This window comes from Hymenobacter terricola (assembly GCF_017921975.2).
GTDB classification, from domain to species: domain Bacteria; phylum Bacteroidota; class Bacteroidia; order Cytophagales; family Hymenobacteraceae; genus Hymenobacter; species Hymenobacter terricola.
In genome coordinates this window covers 197500-221139 of record NZ_JAGEMO020000001.1, presented here as the reverse complement: position 1 = coordinate 221139, position 23640 = coordinate 197500, and the positions used below count along the sequence as shown (strand labels likewise).

The 23640-nt window shown below is 59.8% G+C and carries 18 protein-coding genes; 10 read left to right on the top strand and 8 right to left on the bottom strand.

The features are described from left to right. Positions 1 to 89 precede the first annotated feature (89 nt). Positions 90 to 1943: a hypothetical protein gene (locus J4G38_RS00785; protein ID WP_210514270.1), complete on the bottom strand. Its 1854-nt coding sequence runs from the start codon at positions 1941 to 1943 to the stop codon at positions 90 to 92. Between the two features lie 105 nt (positions 1944 to 2048). Next, positions 2049 to 2579: a carbohydrate binding domain-containing protein gene (locus tag J4G38_RS00780; protein WP_210514269.1), complete on the bottom strand. Its 531-nt coding sequence runs from the start codon at positions 2577 to 2579 to the stop codon at positions 2049 to 2051. Between the two features lie 276 nt (positions 2580 to 2855). Between J4G38_RS00780 and J4G38_RS00775 the strand changes: the two genes are divergently transcribed. Then, complete coding sequence (locus tag J4G38_RS00775; protein WP_210514267.1) at positions 2856 to 4058, top strand: acyltransferase family protein; 1203 nt, start codon at positions 2856 to 2858, stop codon at positions 4056 to 4058. A gap of 52 nt (positions 4059 to 4110) precedes the next feature. Here the strand turns inward: J4G38_RS00775 and J4G38_RS00770 are convergent, their stop codons facing one another. The 3 genes from J4G38_RS00770 to J4G38_RS00760 all read right to left on the bottom strand — a co-directional run bounded on the left by J4G38_RS00770 (position 4111) and on the right by J4G38_RS00760 (position 7806). Beyond that, positions 4111 to 5694, bottom strand: coding sequence for a glycosyltransferase family 39 protein (locus tag J4G38_RS00770; RefSeq protein ID WP_210514265.1), 1584 nt, complete (start codon positions 5692 to 5694; stop codon positions 4111 to 4113). 77 nt (positions 5695 to 5771) lie between these two features. Further along, on the bottom strand, positions 5772 to 6581 hold the full coding sequence (locus J4G38_RS00765) for a dolichyl-phosphate beta-glucosyltransferase (RefSeq protein WP_210514263.1): 810 nt from the start codon (positions 6579 to 6581) through the stop codon (positions 5772 to 5774). Positions 6582 to 7080: 499 nt separating this feature from the next. Next, positions 7081 to 7806 (bottom strand): class I SAM-dependent methyltransferase, encoded by a 726-nt coding sequence (locus J4G38_RS00760; protein ID WP_210514261.1) that lies wholly within the window; start codon positions 7804 to 7806, stop codon positions 7081 to 7083. Between the two features lie 258 nt (positions 7807 to 8064). Here J4G38_RS00760 and J4G38_RS00755 point away from each other — a divergent pair, with 258 nt between their 5' ends. Further along, the gene (locus J4G38_RS00755; RefSeq protein ID WP_210514259.1) at positions 8065 to 9507 is read left to right on the top strand and encodes an aldehyde dehydrogenase; all 1443 of its coding nucleotides are present in this window, start codon (positions 8065 to 8067) and stop codon (positions 9505 to 9507) included. A 75-nt stretch (positions 9508 to 9582) separates the two neighbouring features. On the opposite strand, the gene J4G38_RS00750 is transcribed toward J4G38_RS00755, so the two are convergent. Next, positions 9583 to 10239, bottom strand: coding sequence for a Uma2 family endonuclease (locus tag J4G38_RS00750; RefSeq protein WP_210514257.1), 657 nt, complete (start codon positions 10237 to 10239; stop codon positions 9583 to 9585). A 92-nt stretch (positions 10240 to 10331) separates the two neighbouring features. Between J4G38_RS00750 and J4G38_RS00745 the strand changes: the two genes are divergently transcribed. The 6 genes from J4G38_RS00745 (at position 10332) to rfbA (ending at position 16659) form a co-directional block, all read left to right on the top strand. Then, a complete protein-coding gene (locus J4G38_RS00745) occupies positions 10332 to 10958 on the top strand; it encodes an acyltransferase (protein WP_210514255.1) in 627 nt (208 codons plus the stop codon). A 4-nt stretch (positions 10959 to 10962) separates the two neighbouring features. Further along, positions 10963 to 12258, top strand: a complete 1296-nt coding sequence (locus tag J4G38_RS00740; protein ID WP_210514253.1) for a nucleotide sugar dehydrogenase — start codon at positions 10963 to 10965, stop codon at positions 12256 to 12258. A gap of 99 nt (positions 12259 to 12357) precedes the next feature. After that, entirely contained in the window at positions 12358 to 13386 is a 1029-nt protein-coding gene (galE, locus tag J4G38_RS00735) for a UDP-glucose 4-epimerase GalE (protein WP_210514251.1), read from the top strand. Between the two features lie 110 nt (positions 13387 to 13496). Next, the gene (gene rfbB / locus J4G38_RS00730; protein ID WP_210514249.1) at positions 13497 to 14549 is read left to right on the top strand and encodes a dTDP-glucose 4,6-dehydratase; all 1053 of its coding nucleotides are present in this window, start codon (positions 13497 to 13499) and stop codon (positions 14547 to 14549) included. A 100-nt stretch (positions 14550 to 14649) separates the two neighbouring features. Next, entirely contained in the window at positions 14650 to 15657 is a 1008-nt protein-coding gene (locus tag J4G38_RS00725; RefSeq protein WP_210514247.1) for an SDR family oxidoreductase, read from the top strand. 123 nt (positions 15658 to 15780) lie between these two features. Next, positions 15781 to 16659, top strand: a complete 879-nt coding sequence (gene rfbA, locus J4G38_RS00720) for a glucose-1-phosphate thymidylyltransferase RfbA (protein ID WP_210514245.1) — start codon at positions 15781 to 15783, stop codon at positions 16657 to 16659. Between the two features lie 106 nt (positions 16660 to 16765). Here rfbA and J4G38_RS00715 read toward each other — a convergent pair whose 3' ends face one another. Both J4G38_RS00715 and J4G38_RS00710 read right to left on the bottom strand, forming a co-directional pair. Further along, positions 16766 to 18424, bottom strand: a complete 1659-nt coding sequence (locus J4G38_RS00715; RefSeq protein ID WP_210514243.1) for an FAD-dependent oxidoreductase — start codon at positions 18422 to 18424, stop codon at positions 16766 to 16768. Positions 18425 to 18492: 68 nt separating this feature from the next. Next, positions 18493 to 19914 carry a sensor histidine kinase gene (locus J4G38_RS00710; protein WP_210514241.1) on the bottom strand — a complete coding sequence of 474 codons (1422 nt, stop codon included), beginning with the start codon at positions 19912 to 19914 and terminating at the stop codon, positions 18493 to 18495. Positions 19915 to 20303: 389 nt separating this feature from the next. On the opposite strand from J4G38_RS00710, the gene radA reads away from it, so the two are divergent. Further along, positions 20304 to 21701: a DNA repair protein RadA gene (gene radA / locus J4G38_RS00705; RefSeq protein ID WP_210514239.1), complete on the top strand. Its 1398-nt coding sequence runs from the start codon at positions 20304 to 20306 to the stop codon at positions 21699 to 21701. A gap of 233 nt (positions 21702 to 21934) precedes the next feature. Next, positions 21935 to 23548: a TlpA family protein disulfide reductase gene (locus J4G38_RS00700; RefSeq protein ID WP_210514237.1), complete on the top strand. Its 1614-nt coding sequence runs from the start codon at positions 21935 to 21937 to the stop codon at positions 23546 to 23548. Positions 23549 to 23640 lie beyond the last annotated feature (92 nt).

The following is a 23640-nucleotide window of genomic DNA, read 5'->3' as shown; positions in this document are numbered from 1 at the left end:
TTGGTAGTAGGTTAATAGAAGTTCGATGGAGCAAATAGTGCAAGTAGTGGTGCGGCCAGAGCCGGCAATGCCACCGCGGCCACCTGAGGTTATCTGGCTTTGGGGACCAATGCCTCCGCTTTCAAATCATCGATGGCGCAGGGCATGCCGCCGCCGTTTTCCACGGCTATTTTAAGCACGTCATCCGGCAAGGCATCATCGGGCAGCGGCACGTCCACCCAAATAGGCGTCCACCCGTTGCTCACGCTGAGGTTATTCTGCAGCCGGACGTTGTTCCACTGCACGGTTTGGCCGTTGCGTTCCACCAGTACTATCAGGCGGTTTCCCCAGGCGCCGTACTCGGAGTACACCTGGCAGCTGGCCCGCACCCATTGCTTGGGCAGCAGGCTGGCCGCGCCCAAGCGAACCGTGAGCGTAGAACTGTATTTGTGCTCCGTGTTTACTTTACAGGAATGGCGGCTGTTGAAGCCCAGCGCGTCGGTGATTTCCAGTTGAGGCGTGGATGCTTGCTGCTCGAAATTTTCATACGCCAGGGTGCGCCGGTCGTAGCGGCTCACCAAGCCGGGCAGCCGGGTCTTGCCATCCAGCAGGGTATAATCTTCCTGGCTGGGCATGGTTTTATTGAAAATGGACCAGTAGTAGCGCCGGTTCATATCGTCGGGGGTGATGATGGAGCGCATGTACTGCCAGGTCTGGAATAAATTCACGCTCACCAGCAAGGCAATCAGCGGAACCAAGGTCGTAAACAGCACCGCACGGTGCCGTTGCTCGCCCAGCCAGGTCAGCACGTAGGCCAAGGGTATGCTGAGCACGGCATAGGACTGCACCACCGACCGCTGGCTGAAACTGCCGCCATAGGTCCAGATGTCCCACGCCGAAACCACCCATAGGTTAATCAGAAAATACGCGAGCACCGGCACGGCCACCGGTCGGTTGCGCCGCCACAGCACCACCAGTCCGATTATGGGCAGCACCATCAGCGGCGTGTAAAACAGCCAGCCCTTGCGCACGCTAAACAGAAATTGCCAGGTATGCGGGTGCAGGAAGCTGAATCCCTGCTCCTGGTAGCTGTACACGATGAAATCGCCGGAAGCCCACTTCCAGTACAGCAGTTGCGGGGCGATGCCTACGCCGATAAACAGGCCGGCCACCACCAATTGGCGCCAGTACGTCTTCGCCAGTGCCAGCTTCCGTTGCCAGGCGGCTTTTGAACTAATGCCCCATAGCAGCGGCAGCAAAATGGCCACTGCTTCCGATGGGCGTACCAGTATGCCGAGGCCCAGCAGCAGCCCAATTCCGGCGGCCAGCCACAAGCGCGGCCGCTCGTGCCAGTGCATGGTGCACCACAGCAGCAGCGCATACAGCGTGAAGGCGTAGACGTGGGCCATCGCCGAGTCGTACACCGCATATTGCAAAAAATTGGTGCCCAGCACCAAAAGCGCTAAAGTACAGGCCACCACAACGTCGGAGCAGTAGCGCAGCAGCACTCGCCGCACCATACTGAGCCCCAGAAAGCCGTAAGCTATGCCCCCAAATGCAATGGCAATCTGATAAGGTGCCGAGAACCCGTCTTGCGCATACCCAAACCAGCCCGCGGCCCAATGCCCCAGCAGGAAAAAAGGCGTCCAGAGAATGGCCAGGCCACAGGTGTACTTCATCACCATCGCGCCATCCGGACCGTGTGGTGCTGGAAAGGCCTGGTAGAATCCCCCAGTGGGCGAATATTCGCGCATGATGTCGGGCACGAATCGCAGGTACGATAAGTCGTTGTATATGAACTTGGCCGGCAGGTAGAGGTAGTACCCCATTGCATCCCACGTGAGGATGGCCAGGACGTTGTGGGTATCCCAATAAGGTGCCCAGAGCCGTGCCTGCACCATGAGCAGGAAAAGAACAATGAGAACGACCAGAGAGTACGAAGTACCGTTTCGGGAGGGAGTCATAATACGAATCACGCAAACAGCGGCAGTTTGGCAAATGCAACGGACCAATGCCCAACAAAAAAGGTGGCCGCGAGCCACCTTTTCGTGCCGGATATTACCCGGGAATTATTCAGCATTTAAAATCTGAAGGTCGTCTATGTACACCGCATTCGGACTCGACCCACGCCATAGGTAGCAATACAGACGATGCGATGCCGCCGCTTCGGCCGGTATTGCGTACTCCTGCTCAATCTCGACCCATTTGCCAAAGCTTTTCACCTTGTTGGCAAGGTCAAGACCCTGCCACATGATGGATTTGTTGCCGGCGGCCGGGTCTGTTATTTGAGTCACGAGCGAAGCGGCTGCGCTCTTGCCGGGCAGCCATACCCAGGCGTGTACCTTGATTTTTTTCAGGCGGCTGCTGCTAACCACACTCAGGGTGTTGTTAAAGCCCATGCCGAAATCCACCCCTGGAGCCACCTTGACGGAATAGTGGCCCGAATGAGATTTTTCCTTGGTCAACGAAGCAGGCTTCGCATCTCCTGTCCACCCATCAACTGACTCGAAATCATTGGCAGCCAGTTGATTAGCTGGTGCGCTGTTGTTGCTGCATGATGCCAAAGCAAAGAAGAACAGCGAGTAAAAGAAGGTTTTCATGAATTATTAAAAGGCAAAACGCTAATTGCGGAAGCAAATGTAAAACAAAAAGGCGGGGAAATTAGGGCGTTTGCCGATATTATTGAAAGCCCTAACACAAACTGATGGCGCTTAGTGGAGCCGGTAGAGCAGCGCTTTCACGCATATCAATGCCCGGGCGACAGACGCCGCCGCCTCCGGGTTTCCGGGGTATCACTGCAATGCGGGCCCTGGCAGGGAGACCGGCGCGGCGATGCTTAACTTTGGCCTGTCTACGCTTGTCTCTTGTTGATTTTTATGCAGCCTACCGCGTCTCTTGCCACTGCTAGTCCCAACGGCCCGGCCTCCCTGAATGCCCCACTGGTTTATTTCCAACCCTTGGACATCGTGCGGTTTGTAGCCGCCATGCTCATCCTCATCACCCATAGTTACGACCATTGGCTGGAGGTGCCGGCCATCCGAAACCTTACGGGCCTGGCCGATAATCAACCAGCGTGGTGGGCCCTTAAACTTCAGCACTTTGTGGGTAACTTCAATTTCGGCGTCGACATCTTCTTTCTGATGAGTGGTTTTCTCATCACCTACCTGCTGTTGGTCGAGCAGGACCGATATGGACGTATCGACATTGGCAGCTTTTACATGCGACGGGTGCTGCGCATCTGGCCGCTCTACTATTTCTGCGTGGCTATGGGCCCGCTCATGACGCACTTCTACGAGGAGCCGGACGTGTACATGAAATACCACCTGCTGTTCCTCGGTAATGTAGACCTCATGCGGCACGGCTGGAGTTCCACCGCCGTCAACCATTTATGGTCCATCTGCATCGAAGAGCATTTCTATCTGGTGTGGCCCCTCGTGGTGGCATTCGTGCCGCGTCGGCAGCTCACCACGGTGTTCTGTGGGGTAATCTTGCTCAGCTTCTGCACCCGGCTATACTACCACTTCTTTGTTGAAGGCCCGTACATGAAGCTGTACCTGAATACCTTTTGTCGGTGGGATACGCTGGCCGTCGGTTCGCTGCTGGCTTACGCCTACTACTACCGGTTGTTGGCACCCCGCGTCCCATTGGGCATCCGCCTGATGCTGTACAGTAGCGGGCTACTGCTTTTTATCAACGACACGTATGGCGACTGGGATAATATTTTTCTGGTCGCGGTGAAGAAGTATTACTATATCGGGTTGGTGGCCTTCTTCATTGGCAATGTGTTATTCAACCCGGAGTCGCTGGTGCGCTGGCGCGGCAAAACGATATTTCATTATTTCGGCAAAATCTCCTATGGCATTTACATGTACCACGGGTTCGTGATTTTTGCCATTGTGCGCATCTTCCCGTCGTGGCACACCTCGCTGTTCCTAATCTGGGTAATAGTGTTTACCCTTATCATCTCAGCGCTTTCCTACGAATTGGTTGAGAAGCCCATTCTACGACTCAAAAAGCACTTCGATGCTTTCCGGACGCGGCGCACGGCCCCACCAGCCTCGGTTACAGCCGTAGCGTAACGGCCTGCAGCACCCGGCGGGCCAGGCCATGGCCTGGCCCGCCGGGTGCTGGTTAGCGCAAATGGAACACCGAATGAATCCGGCGTCCATCGACCATCAATGGGTACACTTCATCTAGTTCTGGGTAAGAGTCAGGATGCCATCGGTAGTTGGTGATGAAGTAGTTGGCGCTATCAGGCTTGTCTACAAATACCAGCCGGTCGCGTTGCGAAGGCGGAAGCATCAGCCGGTTAAAGTCGGCTGAACTGGGGCCGGGCGCAAATACTTTCACCACCGGTTGCACCTCGTGGCTAACGATGTATTCTAAATCCTGGCGGTAGCCCAGCCCCCAGTAATCCATCTCAAACCGGTGACTCACGTTGGTGCCCGCCAACAGGTTGAAATAGACGTTCTGTAGCGGATGGTCGCGCATCATTTGAGCCGCCGTGAGTGCCATGCTCAGCGCGGTAGCCCCATACAGGGCCTTCGGCCAACTGGGACGCCCGCCCGCCGCCGCCACCCATCCGCGCAAGGCGAGCAGGATGAACGAAGGGTACACAAAGTACACCTGCCGCCAGCCATCGTAGAGCACCGAGTGCAACGCGATAACGGCTACCAGGGGCCCGGCGAACAGCCCCAGAAAAACGATATCCTGCATGCCGTTCTCGTCACGCCACAGGCGCCAGCGTTGTTGCACCAGATGGCGCACGGCCAAGCTAATCCCCAGCAGACCAGCCCCCAGGTAAAGCAAGGGCGTTGTGATGCCCATCCAAACCAGTGAGTAGTGCCAGGGCAAGTCGGTGGCCAGGATAAATTCGCCTTGGTACAGCACGGAGCCGCCCCATCGAAAGGAGCTCATGTGGTCGAAAGCCTCCAAGAAGTTATCGAGTGGAGCTGGCCACAGATAGGGCCAGAATAAAACGACCAGACCGGCCAGCACCCCAACAAACAAGGCGAGTAGGCTGGCCAGGCGCACCCAGCGTACTTCCGCCAGCACCCCACGCCAAACAAACAACGCCACCGTCGCCAGAGCGACGAACACGCCCGGAATGCGCACATCAATGGCAATGGCACAAAGCAGGGCGTGCACCAGGGTTCTCCCAATGGTGGGGCGCAGCAGCATCCGCACGCCCGTATTCGTGGCAATAGCAAATACTGCCATGAATACGACGTCCTTGTCATTATAAAAAGACTCGGCGAAAAAACGTGGCGTGAGCAACAACCATAGGGCCGCCAGCAGGCCAAGCCGCCAATCTCGGAAACGCCGGGCCGCCAGTTGGTAAACGGCAATTAGCCCACCAAAGAAGACTAGAAAGGTGCAAAGGTGACGAAGTAGGAATTTATCACCTCCGTCTTCAATGTGTAACACCCGCTCCAGCCAGCAGACGGGGGTTTCGAACGCCACGCCATAATCGCGGTCGAAGTACTCGGGTAGTGGGACTTGGTATCTGTCAAAATCCCGGTCGTTGGCCACCCAATCAGGGGCAATTATTTGCGCCACGTGCTTGAGGGAAATCATCCCGGTGTCGCGCTGCTGGTTCTCATCAATGGACAGGCCATAACTGCGAAAAATCAGCAGGCCCAGCATCAGGACCGCCGCAAAAAACAACGGTACCGCCCACCGTTGCATAGGAGAAGAGCGCGAAAAATCAGCCATGTAGTTTTTAGTAGAAGTTAAGGAGAAGCCGGCGCGGGTTAGTGGGTGCCTACGGCCTTAAATACCGCGCCGCGACCCTAGCCAGAGGCGGGCAACAAGCCGTCGTTCGCCATGCCAACGGTTTGGGCAACGGCTTCACGGGTGCGGAGGAGGGCTGCGTCGTAGTAGCCGCGCTTCGCGCGCCGCTGGAGTTGGCGGAGTTCCCGGAAGCCGTCGAACCCGCTGAGCAGGCCTACTTTGCTGCCGGCGGCATCGTTCCAGTGCACGGGCTGCTCGCAGAGGCGTAGGCCGGCTTTGTGGGCCAGGTACAGCAGCTCCACATCAAAGCCAAACCGGTCCAGCACCGCGCCTTCCACGATGGGGCGGCACACTGCGAGCCTAAAGGCCTTGAATCCGCATTGGGTGTCGGTGTAGGGCAGGCCCGTTGCCAGCTGCATTACCAGGTTGAAAAACCGGCCGCTCTGCTCGCGTAGCCACGGCTGGTGCACGCCAATGAGGCTGCGGTCCATGGCGCGGGAGCCAAACACGACATCGAACTCCCCCGCCAGAATGGGGTCCAGCAACAGGGGTAAGTCGGTTACCGGCGTCGACAAGTCGGCGTCGGAGAACAGAGCTACGGTGCCTTCGGCGGCCAGCAGGCCTTGGCGCACGGCATAGCCTTTGCCCCGGTTAGCCGAGTAGCTTACCAGGCGGCTGGGAATATGGGCCGAGTTAACCGCGAAGATGCTTTCCACGACATGGACGGTGTCATCGGTCGACCCGTCGTTGACGACAATTACCTCGCTGCTATACGGTTGCGTCTGGAGGTAAGCAAACACCTGCTTCAGGGTGCTGCCTAGCCGCGCGGCCTCGTTGTAAGCGGGAATGACAAAGGAGAGGACGTACAAGGGGGCAGAATTAATCGCCAACTAAATGCGAATGCGTGGGTAAATCGGGTAAAATCAACGAAGAGAGCACGGCCGCAGGTGAAATGGCAAACCACTTCCAGCCACCGCGACAGCTATTTCTGCGTAATTCAAGCCGGCGCAAAAAGCCGGCGGCTCACGCTTCCAACATTTTCGGCTGGGCAGCAAACGTTCCTACAAAGCTAGCAATTAGGGCGCGTTGACCATCACGGCCGCCATGCGAAGGTAGCGCCGTGGTGGGCGAGGGCTAAAAAGAAAGGGACTGGGGAGAGGCTGATTAAGCCGGTTGAGTAAGTGCCCAACGTTGTTGCCGCCGGCGAACCGGCGTGGTTCTGGATGCATCCCCGGCAGCAAAAGTTTTTGCGCCGGCCCCCGCCCTGGGGTGGGCCGGGCTGTGAGGCTTTAGGCGCAGAGTGGCCAGCCCCCGCACGCAAGCTGTGGCGGGGGCTGGCCACTCAAGGGACGCCCCCGCCACAGCCCGCTAAATTCGGCCTTCACCCACGCACGTTACGCCGAAGAGCTTATTGGCCGTGGTGAGCTTCATTTCGGCGCTGGTCAGGCCCAGGAGCACGCTGTTGGTGACGGGGTGCGCGGGCGCCATGTTGGAGGCGGCCTCATTTTTCCGCAGGTTGTTGAGGCGGCGCACGGCCCAGATGAGCGGGAACAGGCTGCCGTAGAGGTAGTAGTTCTTGATTTGGCGGAAGTTGGCTTTCTCCAGCACGCCGTGCAGCATCGGGATGCGGTAGCGGCGGTAGTGGCCCAGAAACACGTCGTGCCCGCTCCACAGCGACCGAAACGCGGGCACCGTAATGAAGAAGTGGTTATTGTCGCCGACGCAGGCTTGCTTGATGGATTTCAGCATCGCCAGGTCGTCGGGGAGGTGTTCGAGCACGTCCATCAGTAGTACCAAGCCATTTTCGATGACGGGCGGAATGGCCAATACTTTTTCGATTTTCTGCCCATTTGTGGCGGCAATCTCGGCTGCCGAGTAGCCGATATCCACCAGGTATACCTTGGCAATTGCGGGGCCGTAGTGCTTTTCCAGCTCTATGGCGAAAAAACCCGAGCCCGCGCCCACGTCCACAATGGTAATGGGCTGGCCGCGGCCCACCAACTGCTTGGCGAAGTGAAACAGCGGCAGCTTTTTGCTTTGGTAGTACCAGTGCACGTCGGGGTTGACGCCGTTTTCCAGTTCTTTTAAATCCATAGTGACAGTGATAAGACCGTAAACATAGTAAGTTTTAAGGCAACCCGTGGGCAAGCCGCGGCCGGAGCGGGCCTTTGCCTCCGAGCCTTCCCACAGGTCGAAATCGTTGTTGGCTACGGTACTATTACGGTCGAGTAGCCCGTTAAGCCCAATGTAGAAAGCGGTGAGAAAGAGGTTGCCGTCGCGAATTGCTGCCCCCACTGGCGCCCGTCTTCGCGCAGGGCGCTATTTTTGGCTCCGCCCTTTTGTTCCCGGTTCATGCTTCGCATTCAGAATTATTTAAACGGCCAGCTGGTGCCGCCCCAGGCCGGGCGCTACCTCGATAACATCGAGCCCGCCACCGGCCTGGTTTACGGCCAGATTCCCGACTCCGGGCCCGCGGACGTGGCTGCCGCCGTGGTTGCCGCCGAAGCCGCCCTGCCCGCATGGCGTGCCCTCCCGGCCGAGGACCGGGGCCGCATTCTGGTAAAAATCGCCGACCTGATTGATGCCAACCTGGAGCGCCTGGCCCGCGCCGAAAGCCGGGACAACGGCAAGCCGCTGAGCCTGGCGCGGGTGATGGACATTCCCCGGGCGGCCAGCAACTTCCACTTTTTTGGGACTGCGGCCGGCCACTTTGCCACCGAGGCCCACGTGCAGGAAGGCGTGGCCGTAAACTATACCGTGCGCCACCCCGTGGGCGTGGTGGGCTGCATCTCGCCCTGGAACCTGCCGCTGTACCTCTTCACCTGGAAGATTGCGCCGGCCCTGGCCGTGGGCTGCTGCGTGGTGGCCAAGCCCTCGGAAATCACCCCGGCCACAGCTTTTTTGCTGAGTGAATTGTGCATCGAAGCCGGCCTGCCGGCGGGCGTGCTCAACATCATTCACGGCACCGGGCCGGGCTGCGGGCAGGCCATCGTGGAGCATCCGGGCATCAAGGCCATCAGCTTCACGGGGGGCACGGCCACGGGGCGGCACCTGGCCCGCACCGCCGCGCCCTTGTTTAAGAAGCTCAGCCTGGAGCTGGGCGGCAAAAACCCCAACCTCGTTTTTGCCGACTGCGACCTGGCAGCGGCCGTGGCCACCAGCATCCGCAGCAGCTTCGCCAACCAGGGCCAGATTTGCCTGTGCGGCTCCCGCATCTTCATCGAGCGGCCTATTTATGAGGATTTCAAAGCGGAGTTTCTCAAACAACTCAAAGACCAGAAAATCGGCGACCCGCTCGAAGCCGATACCAGGCAAGGCGCGTTGGTAAGCGAAGCCCACTTGAACAAAGTGCTGGCCTACATCCAGCTGGCCCACGATGAAGGCGGTACGCTATTGGCCGGCGGCCACCGGGCCACCGGGCCCGGCCGCTGCGAAAACGGCTACTTCCTGGAACCGACGGTCTTCGAAAACCTGCCCTTCGACTGCCGCACCAACCAGGAAGAAATATTCGGCCCCGTGGTCACCCTCACGCCTTTCGATACCGACGAGGAAGCGCTGATGATGGCCAACAGCACCGAGTACGGCCTGTCGGCCACCATCTGGACGCGGGATTTGCAGCGGGCCCACCGCGTAGCGCACGCCCTGCACAGCGGCATCGTCTGGATAAACACTTGGCTGCACCGCGACCTGCGCACGCCCTTCGGCGGCATGAAAAACTCCGGCGTCGGCCGCGAGGGCGGGCTGGAGGCGCTGCGGTTTTTCACCGAAGCGCAGAACGTGTGCGTGAAGCTTTGACCACAGATTTAACGGATTTCAACGGATGAAACGGATTTTTTGTGGTTCCACTTGCTAATCTTCTTATGATGTGCATCATGATAGGTTAGCAGGCAGGAGCAGAACCACAAAAATCCGTTTTATCCGTTGAAATCCGTTGAAATCCGTTAAATCTGTGGTCCTGTAGACTTCCGCCAGCGGCACCTGGCAGGCGATACTGCTCAAGTCCAGTACTGCGGCCAGGGCGCGGGTTTCGGTGAGAACCCAGCGGCCCAGCTCGTCCAGGGTGTGCAGCTCGGCGTGAATGGACTGCGCATCCAGCGTGAGGTGCTGGCGCAGGCTGGGCACCTGGCGGTAAAGCATGAACTTGTCGCTGCGGTCGTAAAGGCTGGTGGTGGGCGACAGCACTTCCACCAGCAGCGTCGGGTTCAGCAGCGTATCGGGCTTTTTTTTCTCGTTGAATTCCGGCTGGCCGCACACCACCGTCAGGTCGGGGTACACGAAAGCGCTGCCGCTCATGATTTGCAGGCGCTGGTCGCGGCCCACCACGGAACAAGCTTTGCCGCGCAGCCGAGTATATAATTCACCCGTCAGGTTGGCACAAATCAGGTTATGCATATACCCGGCGCCGGCCATGGCGCGGACTTCGCCCTGGAAATATTCGTGCTTGAATTCCGCCTCGCGTTCCAGGCGCAGGTAGTCTTCGGGCGAAACGTATTCGGCGGGGTCGGCTTGGAAAGCGGGCGGAACCATAATGCAAGCACAATAAGGGAATTACCCAAAAGTACGAAGTCAACCCCGCCCTTCTCCTTACCTTTGCGGGCCCAACCGCCCGCCTGTCCCGAATGCCCCACGCTACCCCCGACTATTACGCCCATCCCACGGCCATCCTCGACGAGGGTTGCCAGATAGGCCGGGGCAGTCGCATCTGGCACTTCTGCCACATCTGCGCCGGGGCTGATATTGGGGAGGATTGCAACCTGGGCCAGAACATTTTTGTGGCCGATGGCGTGACCCTGGGCCGCAACGTGAAAGTGCAGAACAACGTGAGCCTTTACGGCGGCGTGGTGTGCGAAGAAGACGTGTTCCTAGGCCCCTCGGTGGTGTTTACGAACGTGAAAAACCCGCGCAGCGCCGTGCCGCGCAAGGGCAACGGGCAGTACCAAACCACGTACCTGGAGCGCGGCGTGACGGTGGGGGCCAACGCCACCATCGTGTGCGGCACGCGGCTGGGGCGCTACGCCTTTGTGGGCGCGGGCAGCGTGGTCACGCACGACGTTCCGGCTTATGCCCTCGTATACGGCACGCCCGCCCGCCCGCAGGGCTGGATGAGTGCCTACGGCCACCGCCTGACCTTCGACGCCCAGCACCGGGCCACCTGCCCCGAAAGCGGCGAGCAATACGAGCTGAACGAAACGGCCCAAACCGTGCGTCCGCTCCCGAAAAACGAAAAACGAACCTCGAAAAACTAACTACGTGTACGACCAACTATTGCGCAAAGAGGCCACCCTGGCCGTCATCGGCCTCGGTTACGTGGGCTTGCCCATCGCCCTCGAATTTGCCAAGCAGCTCAAGGTAATCGGCTTCGACATCAACGCCGGCCGCGTGGCCCAGATGAAGCAAAGCATCGACCCCAGCGGCGAGCTGGAAGCCAAAGACTTCGAAGGGTGCGACATTACCTTCACCGATTCGCTGGAAGTGCTGCGCCAGGCGCAATTCTACATCGTGGCCGTGCCCACGCCCATCGACGAGCACGCCCAGCCCGACCTCAAGCCGCTGCTCGGCGCGTCGGGCTCGGTGGGCAAGGTGCTAAAGCCGGGCGACTACGTGGTGTTCGAAAGCACCGTGTACCCCGGCTGCACCGAGGAAGACTGCATCCCGGTGATGGAGCGGCTATCGGGCCTGAAATTTCCGGTCGATTTCAAAGTGGGCTACTCGCCCGAGCGCATCAACCCCGGCGATAAGGAGCACACCCTCACGCGCATTGTGAAGGTGGTGAGCGGCTGCGACGAAGAGTCGCTCGACGTGATTGCCAAGGTTTACGAGCTGGTGGTGAAAGCTGGCGTGCATCGTGCCAGCAGCATCCGCGTGGCCGAGGCCGCCAAAATCATCGAAAACACCCAGCGCGACGTCAACATCGCCCTGATGAACGAGCTGTCGATGATTTTCGACCGCATGAGCATCAACACCTACGAGGTGCTGGAAGCCGCCGGCACCAAATGGAATTTTCTGAAATTCTCGCCGGGCCTGGTGGGCGGCCATTGCATTGGCGTGGACCCTTACTACCTGACCTACAAGGCGAAAGAGCTGGGCTATGATGCCAAGGTCATTCTCTCGGGCCGCACCACCAACGATAACATGGGCGCCTACATCGCCCGGAAAACGGTGCAGATGATGATTAAAAAAGGCAAGGACGTGGCCAAAAGCCGCGTGCTGGTGATGGGTGCCACATTCAAGGAAAACGTGGAGGACATCCGCAACTCGAAGGTGGCCGACGTGATTCAGGAGCTGAAGAACTTCTCGGTGAACGTCGACATCGTGGACCCGCACGCCGATTCCAACGAGCTGCACCACGAATACGGCTTCCGCCTGACCCACAACGACGACGTGCGGACCGATTACGACGCCGTAATCGTAGCCGTGAGCCACCGGCCCTATGCCGAAAAAAACGAGGCCTACTTTCAGTCCATTACCTCCGAAAACGCCGTGCTGGTCGACATCAAAGGCCTGTACCGGGGCAAGATGAAGGAACTCCAGTATTGGAGTTTGTAAACCCAGTTGTTAGTTGCTCGTTGTCAGCTGCCAGGATTAACCGGCAGAAGTTTACAACCAGGCCTAACAACTGAGAATGAGCAACTAACAACTAAACTGATGACTAAAATTCTCGTCACCGGCGGCGCCGGGTACATTGGTTCCCATGCAGTAGTTGAGCTGCAGCAGGCCGGCTATCAGCCGGTTATCGTGGATAATTTCAGTAATTCGCAGGAGTCAGCGCTGGTTGGCATCGAATCCATTCTGGGGACGGCTGTGCCCATCTATCGGATTGACTGCGGCGACGCGGCCGCGCTGCGCGCCGTGTTTCAGGCGGAAAAGGACATTCAGGGCGTGATTCACTTTGCGGCCTACAAAGCCGTGGGTGAATCGGTGACCAAGCCGCTGGCCTATTTCCAGAACAACGTAGGTTCGCTGCTGACGCTGCTGGCGGTGATGCCGGAGTTTGGGGTTGAAAGCCTCGTATTTTCGTCGTCGTGCACCGTGTATGGCATTCCCGACGCGCTGCCCGTGACCGAAGCCACGCCCACCAAGCCGGCCTCGTCGCCCTACGGCCGCACCAAGCAGATGTGCGAGGATATTGTACACGATGTATCGGCCGCGCCCGACAACAAGCTGCACACCATTCTGCTGCGCTACTTCAACCCGATTGGGGCGCATGAGTCGGCCAAAATTGGCGAGCTGCCGCTGGGCGTGCCCAACAACCTGGTGCCCTACATTACCCAGACGGCGGCCGGTATTCGCGAAAAGCTGACCATCAACGGCAACGATTACGACACGGTGGACGGCACCAACATCCGCGACTACATCCACGTCGTGGACCTGGCCAAGGCGCACGTAGTGGCCGTGCGGCGCCTGCTGGACCGCAAAGCCAGCGAAACCGTGGAAACCTTCAACGTGGGCACCGGCCACGGCAACTCGGTGCTGGAAGTGGTGCAAACCTTCGAACAGGTGAGCGGCCAGAAGCTCAACTACAGCATTGGCCCGCGCCGGCCCGGCGACGTACCCGCCATCTACGCCGACGCCACAAAGGCGGCCGACGTGCTAGGTTTCAAGACCGAAACCTCGCTGGCCGACTCGCTGGCCAGCTCCTGGAAATGGCAGCAAACGCTGGCGGATAAGAAATAACCAGAACGTCATGCCGAGCGCAGCCGAGGCATCTAGCTCGCACAAGTAATTAATTACCAATGCACGCGAGATGCCTCGGCTGCGCTCGGCATGACAAACGATAAAAACCCATGAAAATCCTCATCACCGGCGGCGCCGGCTTCATCGGCTCCCACGTAGTTCGGCTCTTCGTCACGAAATACCCCGACTACCAGATTCTCAACCTCGATGCGCTGACTTACGCCGGCAACCTGGAGAACCTGCGCGATATTGAAAATGCCGCGAACTATAAGTTTATCAAGGGCGATATTGCTGACCAAAGCTTTATCGACCAGCTGTTTGCCAACGAAGAGCCCGACGCGGTGATTCACCTCGCGGCCGAGTCGCATGTGGACCGCAGCATCACCGACCCGATGGCTTTCGTGAAAACCAACGTCATCGGCACGGTGAATTTGTTGAACGCGGCCCGCCACCTGTGGCAGCCCGGCGGCTACGACGGCCACGTGTTCTACCACGTCAGCACCGACGAGGTGTACGGCTCCCTGGATTTCGGCCCCGAGATGTTCACGGAGGAAACGGCTTACGACCCGCGCTCACCCTACTCGGCCTCGAAGGCCAGCTCCGACCACTTTGTGCGCGCCTGGCACCACACCTACGGCCTGCCCATCAAGCTGAGCAACTGCTCGAACAACTACGGCCCGAACCACTTCCCCGAAAAGCTGATTCCGCTGGCCATTCACCGCCTGCGCACCGGCCAGCCGGTGCCCGTGTACGGCAAGGGCGAAAACGTGCGCGACTGGCTGTTCGTGAAAGACCACGCCACGGCCATCGACGCAGTGTTTCACAAGGGCAAAAACGGCGATACCTACAACATCGGCGGCGTGAACGAGTGGCAGAACCTGAAGCTCATCGAGCTGCTCTGCGACGTAGTGGACGAGAAAACCGGCCAGGCGCAGGGCACTTCGCGCAAGCTCATCAAGTTCGTGACCGACCGCGCCGGCCACGACATGCGCTACGCCATCGACTCCTCGAAAATCATGAACGAGCTGGGCTGGAAGCCTTCCGTAACCTTCGAGCAGGGCCTCGCCCAAACCGTGGACTGGTACCTCGCCAACGAAGAGTGGCTGAACAGCGTAACGAGCGGCGCCTATCAGGACTACAACACCCGTCAGTACGGCGCTTAATTATGAATTATAAATTATGAGTTATGAATTGGCCACCCAAAAACGGCTGATGATTTTGACAACTCATAATTCATAATTCAAAACTCATAATTCAAAAAAAGTGTACGAAACCCCTTTCCACGAGCAGCCGCTCGACAATCTGACTTTTCTCGTTACCGGCGGCGCGGGCTTCATTGGCTCCAACATCGTGGAGTATTTGCTGAAATACGGCGTCAAAAAAGTGCGGACGCTGGATAACTATTCCAACGGCTTCCGCAAAAACCTGGCGCTCTTTGCGGGCGATGACCGGCTGGAAATCATGGAGGGCGACATCCGCGACGCAGCCGTTTGCGCCGCTGCCTGTGAAGACGTGGACGTGGTGCTGCACGAGGCCGCCCTCGGCTCGGTTCCCCGCTCCATCAAAGACCCGGTGCTGACCAATGACGTGAACGTGGGCGGCTTTGTGCAGATGCTGACGGCCGCCAAGGACGCCGGCGTGAAGCGCTTCGTGTACGCCGCCTCTTCGTCGACTTATGGTGACCACCCCGGCCTGCCCAAAGTGGAAGACCGCATCGGCAAGCCGCTCTCGCCCTACGCCGTGACCAAATACGCCAACGAACTGTACGCCGACGTGTTTGCCCGCACCTACGGCATGGAAATCGTCGGCCTGCGCTACTTCAACATCTTCGGCCCCCGCCAGGACCCCGGTGGGGCCTACGCGGCCGTAATTCCGCTCTTTATCGACGCCATTCTGCAAAACACGCCGCCCACGCTCAACGGCGACGGCGGCCAGACCCGCGACTTTACCTTCGTGGAAAACTGCGTGGAAGCCAACATCCGCGCCGCGCTGGTGACGAACCCCGAGGCCCTGGGCCAGGTGTACAACATCGCCGTGGGCGACCGCACTTCGCTGGTGCAGATGTACGACATCCTGCGCGAGGAAGCGGGCTCGGACCTGGCCCCGAAATTCGGCCCTGACCGGGCCGGGGACATTCGCGATTCGCTGGCTGATATTTCCAAGGCCAACCGCCTGCTGGGCTACCAGCCGCAGGTGCGCATCCGCGAGGGCCTGCGCCAGACGCTGGAGTGGTTCAAGGCCAATCAGGCGTTTATTCAGGAAAGAAATTAGCTAGAACGTCATGCAGAGCGCAGCGAAGCATCTCGCTCGGGGTACTAACTCAATCGATTGGTTTACTGCTGCACGCGAGATGCTTCGCTGCGCTCTGCATGACGTTCTAATACTCCAAATTTCATGAAAGGAATTATCCTCGCTGGCGGCTCCGGCACTCGTTTGCACCCGCTCACCCTGGCCGTATCGAAGCAGCTGATGCCCGTGTACGACAAGCCGATGATTTATTATCCGCTATCGATTCTGCTGTCGGCGGGTATTCGGGAAGTGTTGATTATCACCACCCCTCATGACCAGGAGCAGTTCAAGAAGCTGCTCGGCGATGGCAAAAGCCTGGGCTGCGACTTTCAGTACGTGGTGCAGGAGGTGCCCAATGGACTGGCACAGGCCTTCGTGCTGGGTGCGGATTTTATTGGCACCGACAAGGTAGCGCTGGTGCTGGGCGATAACATCTTTTACGGCGCCGGCCTGGAGGAGCTGCTGAAAGCCAACAACGACCCCACGGGCGGCGTGGTGTTCGCCTACCACGTGCACGACCCCGAGCGCTACGGCGTGGTCGAATTCGACGCTGATAAAAAGGCCCTCAGCATTGAGGAAAAACCGGCTAAGCCCAAGAGCAACTACGCCGTGCCCGGCCTGTATTTCTACGACAACGATGTGGTGGAAATTGCCAAAAACCTGGAGATAAGCCCGCGCGGCGAATACGAAATCACGGATGTGAACCGGGAATACCTGCGGCGCGGTACGCTGAAAGTCGGCATTCTGGGCCGTGGCACCGCCTGGCTCGATACCGGTACTTTCGAAAGCCTGATGCAAGCCGGTGAGTTCGTGAAAGTAATTGAGCAGCGCCAGGGCCTGAAAGTGGGTTCGATTGAGGAAGCTGCTTACCGTCAGGGCTTCATCGACGCCGACCAGCTCCGCGCCATTGCCGCCCCGCTGCGCAAAAGCGGCTACGGCGACTACCTTATGCACCTGCCCGAGCAGTTGATAATGGGCGAGTAGACGCTGCGCTGAATGAGGAATGAGGAATGAGGAGTGAAGAATGATGAATTTGGGATTATGCCCGATTTTTCGTTCTGCACTCCTCATTCTTCATTCAGCGCAGCGTCTACTCGTCCAGGTACTGGTGCACGAACTTGATGGCCATGCTGCCCTCGCCCACAGCCGAGGCCACGCGGGCCATGGCGCCGGCCCGGCTATCGCCGGCCGCGAAGATGCCCGGCACGCAGGTTTCGAGTAGGAACGGTTCGCGTTGCTTCGTCCAGGAGGCGGTGTAGCGCGGGTCGGTTATCAGGTCGCGGCCGGTGAGCATGAAGCCTTTGGCATCGCAGAGCACCTGGTCGCAAACCCATTCGGTGCTGGGCTTGGCCCCGATGAACACGAACAGCGCGCGGGCGGGCCGTTTTTCCACCGTGCCGTTGAGGTCGACCATTACTGCTTCGAGGTGGTCCTGGCCGCACACTTCTTTTATCTGGGCAAAGGGTAGCAGCTCAATATTGGGCGTGTTCCGGATTTGCTCGATGAGGTAAGCCGACATGCTGGCCGCCAGATTGGCTCCGCGAATGACGATGAACACCTTGCGGGCGTAGGTGGCCAGGTACATGGCGGCCTGCCCGGCCGAGTTGCCGCCGCCCACGATGTACACGTCCTGCTCGTCGCAGTTGCGGGCCTCGGTGCGGGCCGCGCCGTAGTACACGCCCGCGCCGCTGAGGCGCTCCATGCCGGGCACGTCGAGGGTGCGGTAGCTCACGCCCGTGGTCAGGACCACGGCTTTGGTGCTTACTTCGCTTCCGTCGGTGAGGGTGAGGACTTTATACCCGTCCTGCACGCACAGTTTGGTCACTTCCTGCGGGGCCAGAAACTCGGCGCCGAGGCGCACGGCCTGGGTCCAGGCACGGTAGGCCAGCTCAGCGCCGCTCAGGCCGGTGGGGAAGCCCAGGTAGTTTTCGATGCGGGAGCTGGTGCCGGCCTGTCCGCCGGGCGTCTGGCGCTCGATGATGAGGGTTTTGAGGCCTTCGCTGGCCCCATACACGGCGGCGGCCAGCCCCGAAGGCCCCGCGCCGACTACCACCACGTCGTACATATCCTGCGAGGCGGCCTGGGTGATGCCCAGCTGGCTGGCCACGGCCGCCGGCGTGGGCTTGCCCAGGCTCGTGCCGTCCTGGAAAATAATGACGGGCAAATCAGTGGAATCGTGGCCTTTGGCGGCCACCAATTCCTTGGCTTCGGCATTGGTTTCGTAGTCGAGCCACTGGTAGCCGACCATGTAGCCGCTCAGAAAATCCTTCAGCTCGTGCGAAAGCGGCGACCATTGAAAGCCAATCAGCCGCACGCCGTCATACTTGGGCTTGTGCGTGACCTGCCAGGCCGTGAGCAGGTCGTGCAGCGTGGGGTAGAGCAGCTGCTCGGGCGGGTCCCAGGGCTTCATCAGGTAGTGGTCGAGCCGGGCCGAATTGATGGCCCGCACGGCGGCTTCGGTGTCGGCGTAGGCCGTGAGCAGCACGCGCTTGGTGTCAGGGTATAGCTCGCGGGAAGCCGTGAGCAGCTCCACGCCTTCGAGGTCGGGCATCCGCTGGTCGGCCAGAATCAGAGCCAGCGGCTCCTCCTTGGCTTTTAGCTCCTGAATAGTGATAAGGGCCTCGGGACCAGAGTTGACGCGCAGGATGCGGTATTCGGCGCTGAACTCCTGACGCAGGTCGCGGGCGATGGCGGCCAGCACTTGCGGGTCGTCGTCAACGGCGAGAATGATGGGTTTTTTTGCGGCCATGGGGGAAAAAGGAATGCAGAGAAAAAAGGAGCGTGCTGCAACAGGCGCAGCCTGATGTTCAATATAACTCAGGCCAGCGGCTTGGCAACGGGTAGCCAGATGCAGAATTCGGTGTGGCCCGGTGCCGAATGGGCTTCCAGTCGCCCATCGTGCTGCCGGATGATGCGCTGGGCAATGTCGAGCCCCAGGCCCGAGCCGGAGCCGGCTTGCTTGGTCGTATAAAACGGCTCAAAGATGTGCGGCAGCACCTCCGCGGGGATGCCGCTGCCGTTATCAATCAGAAAGACGCGCACGAAATCGCCTTCGCGGCGGGTGCGCAGCGTCAGCTCGCCGCCCTGGGTGGGCAGGGCATCTACGGCATTGTCAATCAGGTTGGTCCACACTTGGTTAAGGCTGCTGACCTGGCCGCGAATCTGGGGCAGGTCGGGGGCATAGTCGCGGGTGAGCCGCACGTTTTTCTGGCGCAGCTGGAAGCTCAGCATGTTCAGCGTACTGTCGAGGCCGGCCGTGATGTCGAGCAGCTCGGCGCCCCCGTCGCGGTCCATGTGGGAATACGTTTTCACGTCGGCCACCAGCTTGCTGATGCGGCTGCCAGCCTCCTGCACATCATGGATGAGCTGGAGGGTGCTTTGCTGGCATTCCAGCCAGGCAAACGCCGCGGGGCGGGCCGCCGCTGGCAGCACTTCGGCGGCGGCGGCCAAGGTTTTTTCGGTCAGGCCCGTTTCGAGGAGGCCAGGGGCCAGGCGGTAAGCGTCGGCCACGCCCTGGTCGGTCAGCCAGTCGGCCAGCTCGTCTTCGCGCTCCGACCGTTGCCAGGCCGACAGCGGTGGCGCGGGCGCGGCGGCGGTGGCGGCCACGGGCACGGCCATCGCCGCGAATGCAAAAAGGGCCGTCGGGTCAGGGCACTGCTCAATCAATTCGCGCAGCAGCTGGGGCTTGGATGCGGCCCGCACGGCCAGGGCCTGGGCGGCGCGGGCAATGGCCGCCGCGGGGTTGTTGAGCTCGTGCGCCAGGCCGGCCGAGAGCTTGCCCAGGGCGCGCAGCTTGTCGTCGCGCTCCTGGCCGCGCACCTGGTCGCGGCTGCGGTCGTTCATCACGGCCACGAGGCGTTGGGTGAGCTCGGGGCTGGCTTGCTCCAGGGCCGGAAACTGGTCGCGGTGCAGCAAAAACAGCCGGGTTTCGCCGGTGGCCACGCCCTGGCCCGTAATCACCCGCAGGCGGGAGTAGGGCAGCACGCCGGTCACCTGGCCCGCTTCAGCCCGGAAACTGGGGTCCCGCTGCGCCCCCTTCACTAAGTAGAACTGCATGCCGCCGCGCAGTATCGCCATCATGAATTCGGCCGGCGCGCCGGGCTCGATGATGCTTTCGCCGTCGGCGAACGTGCGGAATTCGCCGTGGTCCAGGAGCCAGCTCAGGGTGGCTTCGGGCAAGTCGGCGAACGCCGTAATGGTGGCTAAATCGGTGGCGGCGAGGGCAGGTGAGGAAGTCATAGAATTACAACTTATACGCAGATGCGTTTGTTGGCGGCGTCTCACGCTAACTTGCGCGGCGCGGCCTGGTATAAATTTAAGGTCTGTTGAGTATTCATTAACTGTTGATTTGGCTTTGATTGCAAAACCGTTACAAAAAGCCAGTGCCTGGCCGCAATGGCGGGCCATGGTGCAGCCCGCAATCATAGGCCGCTTCTGCCCGGCCACCAGCCCGGCCCTTCAGCTGCGGGAGCATCAGCGCATGGCTGGGGCCAAGCCGTGAGCTGGCCCGGCACTAGTGGCCGGTAGTGAAAGACTCATTTCTTGTTTAAACCAGGTTTGCAGGCACTTTTTAGGCCTTAAAAGCCTTATTCCAAACCGGCCAGTTACGTGCCGGACCCCGTATTTTCATGGCCAAAGCAAGAACCGTATTTTTCTGCCAGAGCTGCGGCGCGCAGTCGGCCAAATGGATAGGCCGCTGCCCCGTGTGTGGCGAGTGGAACACCTACGTCGAAGAAGTCGTCCAGAAGGAAACCGTGGCCACCACCACGGGCCAGTGGAAGCCCGCCAGCACCGTGCCCGGCGGCAGCCTCACCAAAATGGCCAAGTCGGTGCCGCTCGGCGACATCTTGGCCGAGGATGAGCCCCGCATCATCACCCCCGACGGCGAGCTGAACCGCGTGCTTGGCGGCGGCCTCGTGCCCGGCTCCATCGTACTCATTGGCGGCGAGCCGGGCATCGGCAAGAGCACGCTCATGCTCCAGATTGCCCTCAGCCTGCGCAAGATGAAGGTGCTCTACGTGAGCGGTGAAGAAAGCGAGGCCCAGATAAAAATGCGCGCCGAGCGCATGGCCGACGGCCAGCACCCGGGCTGCTACATCCTCACTGAAACCAACACCCAGAACATCTTCCGCCAGATTGACCAGGTGCAGCCCAATATCCTCGTCATCGACTCCATTCAGACCATGCATTCCACGCTGGTGGAAAGCGGCGCGGGCAGCGTGAGCCAGGTGCGCGAATGCACCGCCGAGTTCCTGAAATTTGCCAAGGAAACCAGCACCCCGGTGTTGCTCATCGGCCACATCACGAAGGACGGCAGCATTGCCGGCCCCAAAATCCTGGAGCACATGGTGGACACCGTGCTCCAGTTTGAGGGCGACCGGCACATGAGCTACCGCATCCTGCGCACCACCAAAAACCGCTTCGGCAGCACTTCGGAACTAGGGATTTACGAGATGCAGGGCGACGGCCTGCGCCAGGTGAGCAACCCGTCCGAAATCCTGCTTTCGCAGCGCGGCGAAAGCCTGAGCGGCATGGCCATCGGAGCCACGCTGGAAGGCAACCGGCCGCTGCTAGTGGAAGTGCAGGCCCTCGTGACGCCCGCCACCTACGGCACGCCGCAGCGCAGCAGCACCGGCTTCGACTCGAAGCGCCTGCAAATGCTGCTGGCCGTGCTGGAAAAACGAGCTGGCCTGCGCCTGGGCCAGCACGACGTGTTTCTGAACATTGCCGGCGGCCTGCGCCTCGACGACCCGGCGCTGGACATGGCCGTGTGCGCCGCCGTGGTTTCTTCCCTGAATGACCTGCCCATTCCCGGCCACGTGTGCCTGGCCGCCGAGGTGGGACTGAGCGGTGAAATCCGGGCCGTATCGCGCCTCGACCAGCGCCTGGCCGAAGCCGAGAAATTGGGTTTCCAGGAGATGTACGTTTCCCAATTCAATGGCAAGGGATTGGACTTAGCGAGGTTTGGTTTGAAAGTGCATGCCGTGAGCCGCCTCGACGAAGTATTGTACGGCTTATTCGGCTGATTGACAAGCGTGCTGATAATCAGTTCGTGGCCGCCAGGAGGGACCGCTAATACGGAGCGCACCCGAACGAAATCTCCAAAAAAGCTGCGCTGCTGATTTGGATTTTATAAACCAAAAAGCCTTATCTTCGGAGTGCCGATAGGGTTTTCCCGTGAATTCGTAGACGAAGTCAACAGGTTCTACCATTTGTCTGTTCTGTATGTTGGCGGTCGTCTGCTAGTCTTTTCGTTCGTATGATACCATCTTTCACTACTTGCGCACGCCGGATGCTGGGCGCGGCATTGCTGCTGGTGCCGCTACTGGGCCACGGCCAGGGCAGGACAACCACTGTGGTGGGAGCAGCCAGCAAAGCAGCCGCGCCTGGTGCCGCGGCGGCGGGCACGGCCATTCTCATCGGCCGGGTGAGCGGGGCCACTACCGATTCGGTAGCCGTCTCGCTACGCGAAAACCCGCTCGACCCGAAGGAGAAGTTGCTGCGCGTGCCCCTAAGCGATAAAGGCGAATTTAAACTGGTGGTGCCCGTGAATGGCCCGACCAAGGCCGACTTAGTGTACGGTGACGATGTAGCGCCGCTGTTCCTTGACCCCGGCACCGACCTGGATGTGCGCTTTAAGGGTTCCGACCTGTCGGGCACGCTCAAGTTCAAGGCCAACGACATGCCCACGGGCCTGGCCACCAAGCTGCGCAACGGGGCGAATCTGTCCGACGCTCAGCGCCACCGCCAGCAGGCTGCCAACGCCAACAACTACCTGAGCGAAGCCGACGCCCAGTTTGTGGAGAACGACGGCTTCCAGGTTTTGCCCGACAACATCCAGCTCTACGAAGCCCCCTTTCTGTCCTTTTTGGAGTACCGCCGCAAGCACGAGTTTGAGTTTCTGGAAGACCACGCGGCTAAGCAGTCCTTCACGCAGGAATTCTACAACTACGCCCACGCCGAGGTGGTGTACGCCTACGCCAACGACAAACTCACCTTCCAGGACCTGCGCGAGCAAGTGGTAAACACCGAAGGCCGCCTGAAAATGGCGCCCGACTACTACAATTTCCTGCGCGAGCCCGGCCTGCTCAACGAGCCCAACGCGGCCCAGAGCGAACTGTACCACGAATTCCTGCTCAACTACGTGCACTTCACCGTGGCCCAGGACCACCACCAGCGCTCCGACCCCGACTTCTACCCGGCCTCCTACGCCCTGGCCAGCAAGAAGCTCACCGGCCCCACGCGCGCCATCATCCTGGGGCGCATCCTGCAGGAATCCTTCCGCTTTGGGCACGTGAAGCAGTCGGCGGCCATGCTGGCTGATTTCCGCAACTACGACCCCAAGGACCAGTATTACCCCACATTGCAGGCTGACTTTAATCTGCATAAGGAATTTGCCATCGGCGCACCAGCTCCTGATTTCAAGCTGCCATCCGCCACGGGCGACACCGTGCACCTGCACGATTTTGTGGGCAAGCTGGTGTACATCAACTTCTGGAAAAGCACCAACGGCCTGTGCCTGCGTGACTTGGCCTACGCTCAGGAGCTGATGCGCAAGTTTGAAGGCAAGAACATTACGTTCATCAACATTGCCCTCGACGAGAACGAGCAGGCCTGGCGCCAGCTGGTGACCATAAAAAAACTGCCCGGTGTGCAGGTTCGGATTCCCGGCGGGGGCCTCCGCTCGGCCGTGGCCAAGGAGTACGCTTTGCAGGAAGTGCCCACGTATATCCTGATTGGCGAAGACGGTACCTTCCTCAACACCAAGCCCAAGCGTCTGAGCAGCCACGCTGCCGTGGATGAAATCAACCAGTCGTTCGGCAAGGCCAGTACCTATACCAGCGCCATCGACTTTCCGGCCACCAAGAAATAAGCGTCCATCGCGACGTAACCGAAGTAGCGCGAACTTTGTAGTTCGCGTCCCCGCCATCCAGCAAGACTGGCGCGTGGACGCAGACTGCTAAG

Excerpts from the sequence above, each read along its gene's own strand:
- J4G38_RS00785 (WP_210514270.1), bottom strand. The coding sequence starts at position 1,943 with ATGACTCCCTCCCGAAACGGTACTTCGTACTCTCTGGTCGTTCTCATT.
- J4G38_RS00780 (WP_210514269.1), bottom strand. The coding sequence starts at position 2,579 with ATGAAAACCTTCTTTTACTCGCTGTTCTTCTTTGCTTTGGCATCATGC.
- J4G38_RS00775 (WP_210514267.1), top strand. The coding sequence starts at position 2,856 with ATGCAGCCTACCGCGTCTCTTGCCACTGCTAGTCCCAACGGCCCGGCC.
- J4G38_RS00770 (WP_210514265.1), bottom strand. The coding sequence starts at position 5,694 with ATGGCTGATTTTTCGCGCTCTTCTCCTATGCAACGGTGGGCGGTACCG.
- J4G38_RS00760 (WP_210514261.1), bottom strand. The coding sequence starts at position 7,806 with ATGGATTTAAAAGAACTGGAAAACGGCGTCAACCCCGACGTGCACTGG.
- J4G38_RS00755 (WP_210514259.1), top strand. The coding sequence starts at position 8,065 with ATGCTTCGCATTCAGAATTATTTAAACGGCCAGCTGGTGCCGCCCCAG.
- J4G38_RS00750 (WP_210514257.1), bottom strand. The coding sequence starts at position 10,239 with ATGGTTCCGCCCGCTTTCCAAGCCGACCCCGCCGAATACGTTTCGCCC.
- J4G38_RS00745 (WP_210514255.1), top strand. The coding sequence starts at position 10,332 with ATGCCCCACGCTACCCCCGACTATTACGCCCATCCCACGGCCATCCTC.
- galE (WP_210514251.1), top strand. The coding sequence starts at position 12,358 with ATGACTAAAATTCTCGTCACCGGCGGCGCCGGGTACATTGGTTCCCAT.
- rfbB (WP_210514249.1), top strand. The coding sequence starts at position 13,497 with ATGAAAATCCTCATCACCGGCGGCGCCGGCTTCATCGGCTCCCACGTA.
- rfbA (WP_210514245.1), top strand. The coding sequence starts at position 15,781 with ATGAAAGGAATTATCCTCGCTGGCGGCTCCGGCACTCGTTTGCACCCG.
- J4G38_RS00715 (WP_210514243.1), bottom strand. The coding sequence starts at position 18,424 with ATGGCCGCAAAAAAACCCATCATTCTCGCCGTTGACGACGACCCGCAA.
- J4G38_RS00710 (WP_210514241.1), bottom strand. The coding sequence starts at position 19,914 with ATGACTTCCTCACCTGCCCTCGCCGCCACCGATTTAGCCACCATTACG.
- radA (WP_210514239.1), top strand. The coding sequence starts at position 20,304 with ATGGCCAAAGCAAGAACCGTATTTTTCTGCCAGAGCTGCGGCGCGCAG.
- J4G38_RS00700 (WP_210514237.1), top strand. The coding sequence starts at position 21,935 with ATGATACCATCTTTCACTACTTGCGCACGCCGGATGCTGGGCGCGGCA.